A 5,412-nucleotide genomic window follows, 5' to 3' on the forward strand; every position below is an offset into this window, starting at 1 on the left:
CACACCGCAGCCCGCACCACCGCCCAACGAAAAATGCCCACCAACAAGGGTGAGCATGCTTCCTTCGCTGGGACGCCCCCAGGCCACGCGCCACACAGCGCAGGTTCGTATAAGGACGCCGTGGTACCCCCACTGGGATTCGAACCCAGGACCTTGTGCTTATCAGGCACGAAACGAGGTATAAGCTCGCTGCTCTAACCGCTGAGCTATGGGGGCCGGCCCACGTTGAGCAGAGGCACGCACGCCGATCTCCGATCTGGACTCACAGCCTGCGCTCGCACGGGCAGGTAGGAGGATACCGCAGGGTGCGCGCGATCTCAGAACGCATCGGCGAACGTTTCCGCTTATATGGCGCCGATATAAGTAGTATCGTAGGGATGTGATCATTTACTACGCCATCATTGCGGACATTGTCGGTTCCCGGCGGCTGCCTGACCGCGCCGGCTCACAGGAGGGCATCCTCAAGACTTTCGCCCAGGCGGGCCAGGGTCTGCACCTACCCCACCCGGCCTGGGCGACGGTGGGCGACGAGTTCCAGGCGCTCGCCGCTAGCCTCGACGATGCCCTCACCCTCACCCTACGCACCCACCTTCTCCTGCCTGAAGGCCTAGAGCTGCGCTTCGGTATTGGCGCGGGCGACGCCACCGACCTCAGAAGCCCCGATACCGATCTCGGCCCGGACCGGGGCAGCCAGACGGGGCCGGGCATCCAGGACGGCAGTGCTTGGTGGGCCGCCCGCGCAGCGATCGACACTCTTGGCGGCCCGCTGGCACGCCAGCGGGAGGCTCGCACCCTATACCGTGAGGCACCCCGGCCCGGACTGTCCCAGCAACAGGCCGACATGGAGTTGCTGGTCAACAGCATGCTGCAACTGCGCGATCATGTAGTCGGCAGGATGAAGGCTCGCGAGCGCCGTCTGGCTGCTGGACTCGCTCTGGGGTACACCCAGTCCCGGCTGGCCCGTCAGGAGGGAATCTCCCAGTCTGCGGTGTCCCAGAGCCTGCGCCGCTCAGGAGCCACCGCGTTGCTCCGGCCCTTGCCCACCATCGACGAGGTGGCATGAGCGCTGCCTTTTTCCTGCTGCTCGTGGCTGTGGGCACGGTGGTCGTGCCACTGGGTAAGCGCCTGGTTCGACGAGGAGCTAGCGGCGGTGCTCGCCTCGGTGCGCTAGCCGCCTGGGTTCTTCTGGCCTCGTTACTTGGGGCCTCCCAGCTGGCCCTCGGTTGGGTGCGCCTCACGGTCGGGGTGGTTGGGGCGGTCTTCGTGTGGAACTTAGGTTCAGTAGCGGGTGACCGCCCACGCTCGGCGGTTGCTCGTGGGAACGGCGCGCTCAAGGAGCCCACGCGCCCGGATCCTCTGCGGGTGGTTGCTGCTGCGGCCCTGACTGTGGCTGTCGCCGGCGGGCTCCTTGTTTTCTCCCCGGATACTGGCGCTCCCGCCGCAGAGGGCCGATTGCTGGGGTGGTACGCCGCTCTTGGCGGATCACGTCCTTCACTGGCGGCGGTCCTGGCCTGCCTGGGCCTGGTGATCCTTCTGGGAGTGCCCACGAACGCCGTCGTCTCAGCAGTGCTGGTCTGGTCGGGGCGCGACGCCCCGCAGAGGACGTCGTCGGGGAGGGCTTCAGCCATTGTGCGGCCTCCCGCGCTGCGCGGCGGCCGAATCATTGGCCCCATGGAGCGGTGGCTCATCCTGGCGCTGGCCGGTGCGGGGGTCCATGCGGCGATTGCGGCGCTAATCGCCGCCAAGGGTGTGATCCGATTCCCGGAGGTCTCCCAGGACACGAGCGGAGCCAGGGCGGAGGAGTTCCTCATTGGGTCCTTGAGCTCATGGTCGCTGGCCTGTGTCGCCGCGCTCATGCTGGCAGCCCTGTAACAAGTGCCTAGCCGCTGCTCCCACCACGGGGTGAACGCCGGAGGCGCTGCCGTATCAGTCACTCCCGGGGAGCGCCACGATCCTTGCCACAAGCTCGCACTGCTGCCGTCGGGCGGATGAGGCGTTATGGTGCGGTGGTCGCCGCGACCGCGGCGCCGTCGTCCCACCTGCCAGGAGATCAGGAGACGTTGTGAAGCTTGCCGCCCGCGCCGTCACCGCCCAGCCCTTCCACGCCATGAGCATCGGCGCACGCGCCGGCGAGCTTGAGCGCCAAGGGCACTCCATTGCCAAGCTGAGCCTGGGAGAGCCGAGCTTTGGCGCTCCCCCGGCCGTGCGTGAGGCCATGTGCGAGGTCATGGACGGTCGGCCCCTGGCCTACACTCCTGCCCTGGGGCATCCGGCGCTGCGCGAGACGATCTCCGGTTTCTACCGGGAGCGTCACGGGGTGGATGTTGATCCGGCGCGAATCGTCGTGACCACGGGAGCCTCCTCGGCCCTGCTGCTGGTTACCCTGGCAACAGTCGACGCCGGAGATGAGGTAGTGATCGCCGACCCCTCCTACCCGTGCAACCGGGAACTGGTGGAGGCCGCCGGCGGCACGCTGGCCATGGTGCCCACCACTGTGCCGGGACGTTTCCAGCTCGATCTGGCGGGGGTGCAAGGGGCGTGGAGCGAGCGTACGAATGCGGTCATGATCGCCACGCCTTCCAATCCCACCGGCACCAGCGTGCCCTTCGAGGAGTTGGCGGCGATCTGTCGCTACGCGCAGGAGCATGGCGCGTGGCGGATCGTTGACGAGATCTACCTGGGGTTGGCTGATCCGACGCCGGATGGCCGTCCGGCGCGCACGGTGTTGGAGGCGGACCCGGACGCAATTGTGGTGTCGAGTTTCTCAAAGTACTTTGGGATGACTGGGTGGCGGCTGGGCTGGGCGATCTTGCCCGAGGAGCTCATGAATCCAGCGGAGAACCTGGCCGTCAACTTCTTCCTGTGCGCCTCCACCCCGATCCAGCTGGCGGCCATGGCCGCCTTCTCCCCGCAGTCGCTGGAGGTGTGCGAACAACGCCGGGTTGAACTGCTGGAACGGCGGCGGATCGTGCTGGAGGGCCTGGAGCAGATCGGGCTGCCGGTGCCGGTGCTGCCTGACGGTGCCTTCTACATCTACTTCGACATCTCGACCACTGGCCTGGACGCCTGGGAGTTCTGCTCCCGCGCCTTGGAGGAGGCGCACGTAGCGCTGACCCCCGGCCGGGACTTCGGGACGGCGACCGCGAGGACGCATGTACGCCTGTCATACGCCGCCTCTCGCGAGGAACTGGCCGAGGGTCTGGAGCGCCTGGGGGGCTTTATCGCGGGATTGTGAACGAAAGGACACGTCAAAGAGCTGCCGTGCACCTCAGTTGGGGTGACGCACTTCCATTTGGACTTAGGCCGGCCTCCAACCCCTTGGTGTCGTGATGAGCAGCCGCTGACCGACGGCGTCCCTGCTGGTGACAATATCCACCAGCGCGGTCGCCGCGTTGTCGAAACGCCAAACCGTCGAATCTCTCCTTCGAGCAGGCCGCGGCCGTGTCGATCTCATTCGAAACCGCACTGGCCGCCACCCGACGGGCGAAGGTCGCATCGGGCCAGGGATGTACTCATATACGGCGCATCCGGCGGAGTCGGGCTGTACGCAAGCTCCTGAAGCCGGATGGAGTCTTCGTCGGGGTGGGAAACGCCAGGCAGGCATTCGGCGCGCTGCTCAGGTCACTGACATCGAAGCACTTCTCCGTGATCATGGGCCCCAAGGACAAGCAGCCGGACTACTTGTCGTACGCCAAGGAGCTTGCCGAATCCGGCAATCTGGTTCCCTACGTCGACCGCGTCTACCCCATCGCTGAGGCGGCTGACGCCATCCGATACCTCCTAACGGCGCACGCTCAAGGGAAAGTTGTCTTGAGAATGAGCTTCTAGGCCCTGGGCCCGCCGGGAAGGCGCGGCATTCCGATCTTCCACGTCTCGCCGGCGACACCGTCCTCTGGTGGCCCTCCTTACCTCTGTCACCAAGAACTGGCAGACGCTGCTGGAGTTCGCCAGGACGTTGCCGCCCGAGGGCGAAGTCCCCACCACTACTGCCACCGACGACGGAAGAGTCCCCACGGCCGCAGCCCCGCTAGCCACCGACGACGGAACCACTACGACCACCATAGCCACTCCCCCGCCTCAGCGCCTGCGCCAGCATCACACCCGCCTTACGCCAGCGCAGAAGGATGAGGTGATCGCTCTGTACCAGCAGGGTGTGCCAGTGCGCGAGATCTGCCAGCGCTATAGCATCAGCAGGCAACAGGTTAGCGACCTCCGTAATGCCCGTGGCATCCCCTGTCGCCCGCGTGGCCTGACCGATGAACAGAAGCGCCAGGCCGAGCAGCGCTACCTCGCTGGCCAGTCATGCGCCACTATCGGCCGCCAGTTCGGCGTGCATGCCGAGACCGTCCGCCGCTACCTCCACACCGCCGGCATCGCCCTACGTCCCAGGCCCGGTGCCGCATGAGCAGCACACAGCAGGCGTCAGCACCAGCCAGAACGCCACCGACAGACGACGCGCTCATTGTCAGCAACAGCGTCGGTCAGCCAGCCGCAACCCACTCACCTCTCGTCATGGATATACCGCCCCAATACCCGCACCAGCCGCCGCGCACTCTCCAGGCTGATGTCCATGCCGCGGGAGCCGTCACCGATATAGAGCCAGATATCGTCGCCGGTGCGGTGCTGGTAGTGCACCAGGCCGAGCTCAACGGCGGCCGGATAATGCTGGATGGAGCCAGTGCCATCGGTGATGCGCTCTAGGGCGATGCAAGGCATGAGGGCTGGGGTGGCTTCGTGGAGGTGGTCGTCATCTTTGTCTGTGTGTCGGCGTCGTGGCCGATGCACCAGGCTGGGCAGGTGGCGGTTAGCGGTGTGTGCTCCTCGCTGCGATCTTCTGGAGTGGCCATGGGCTTCCCCTCCTCCACCTTCGGTATGCGGTGAGGCTGTCAGGGGGAGAGTGAAGCTCATAGATAGAGGAAGCGGGAGGGAGGATGGCTGACGGAGAACGAGGAGGGGGGCAGATGGTTTATGTGAGTTCCTTAGTCCTTTCGCCAAAACACTTAACTATGGCTGCCTTTAATCAAGTTGAATACCCTTCCCTATAGCATCACCGTGGCCTGACGATACCCTTGGGACGATGCGCGTATTGCGTGGATATCCTTGCTTCTGCAACGACTCCTTAAGTTGAAATGGAACACAATGGATCGTAATCACTTCGCCCGGACGGATCTCGTATGGTAATGTAACTGCGTCGACCTCATCATTTAATATTTGAAGGGCTTTACCGTCGGGAAGTTTGAACGCGACATAATTGACGATGGTGCTAGTGTCGCGTGTTTGAAGTTGTTGGGCGCTTGGCTTTCTTGAGTATCTGGTCGGCGGGCTTGGTCCAGGAGAAGGGTTTGCAGGTCTTGTTGTAGGTGTCGATGAAGCGTCGGATGGTGGTGGTCAGCTCGCGCACGGAGCGGAAGG

The 5,412-nt window shown here is 64.8% G+C and carries 6 protein-coding genes and 1 tRNA gene; 5 read left to right on the forward strand and 2 right to left on the reverse strand.

Annotated features, from left to right (window positions below):
* Positions 1-121: 121 nt before the first annotated feature.
* Positions 122-216, reverse strand: a tRNA-Ile gene (locus tag EUC46_RS12160).
* Between the two features lie 163 nt (positions 217-379).
* Between EUC46_RS12160 and EUC46_RS12165 the strand changes: the two genes are divergently transcribed.
* The 5 genes from EUC46_RS12165 (at position 380) to EUC46_RS12185 (ending at position 4,405) form a co-directional block, all read left to right on the forward strand.
* Entirely contained in the window at positions 380-1,063 is a 684-nt protein-coding gene (locus EUC46_RS12165; protein ID WP_128774425.1) for a SatD family protein, read from the forward strand.
* Positions 1,060-1,872, forward strand: coding sequence for a hypothetical protein (locus tag EUC46_RS12170; RefSeq protein ID WP_128774426.1), 813 nt, complete (start codon positions 1,060-1,062; stop codon positions 1,870-1,872). Before EUC46_RS12165 ends, EUC46_RS12170 begins: the two co-directional genes overlap by 4 nt.
* Before the next feature lie 190 nt (positions 1,873-2,062).
* A complete protein-coding gene (locus tag EUC46_RS12175; protein WP_128774427.1) occupies positions 2,063-3,235 on the forward strand; it encodes an aminotransferase class I/II-fold pyridoxal phosphate-dependent enzyme in 1,173 nt (390 codons plus the stop codon).
* Positions 3,236-3,441: 206 nt separating this feature from the next.
* Positions 3,442-3,828 carry a zinc-binding dehydrogenase gene (locus tag EUC46_RS12180; RefSeq protein WP_128774428.1) on the forward strand — a complete coding sequence of 129 codons (387 nt, stop codon included), beginning with the start codon at positions 3,442-3,444 and terminating at the stop codon, positions 3,826-3,828.
* Between the two features lie 67 nt (positions 3,829-3,895).
* On the forward strand, positions 3,896-4,405 hold the full coding sequence (locus tag EUC46_RS12185) for a helix-turn-helix domain-containing protein (RefSeq protein WP_128774429.1): 510 nt from the start codon (positions 3,896-3,898) through the stop codon (positions 4,403-4,405).
* 95 nt (positions 4,406-4,500) lie between these two features.
* Here EUC46_RS12185 and EUC46_RS12190 read toward each other — a convergent pair whose 3' ends face one another.
* Positions 4,501-4,716, reverse strand: a complete 216-nt coding sequence (locus EUC46_RS12190) for a hypothetical protein (protein WP_128774430.1) — start codon at positions 4,714-4,716, stop codon at positions 4,501-4,503.
* Positions 4,717-5,412 lie beyond the last annotated feature (696 nt).

It is taken from the genome of Actinomyces oricola (assembly GCF_004104015.1).
Lineage (GTDB): Bacteria > Actinomycetota > Actinomycetes > Actinomycetales > Actinomycetaceae > Actinomyces > Actinomyces oricola.

Coding starts and splice junctions, on each gene's coding strand:
- EUC46_RS12170 (WP_128774426.1), top strand. CDS start 1,060: ATGAGCGCTGCCTTTTTCCTGCTGCTCGTGGCTGTGGGCACGGTGGTC.
- EUC46_RS12190 (WP_128774430.1), bottom strand. CDS start 4,716: ATGCCTTGCATCGCCCTAGAGCGCATCACCGATGGCACTGGCTCCATC.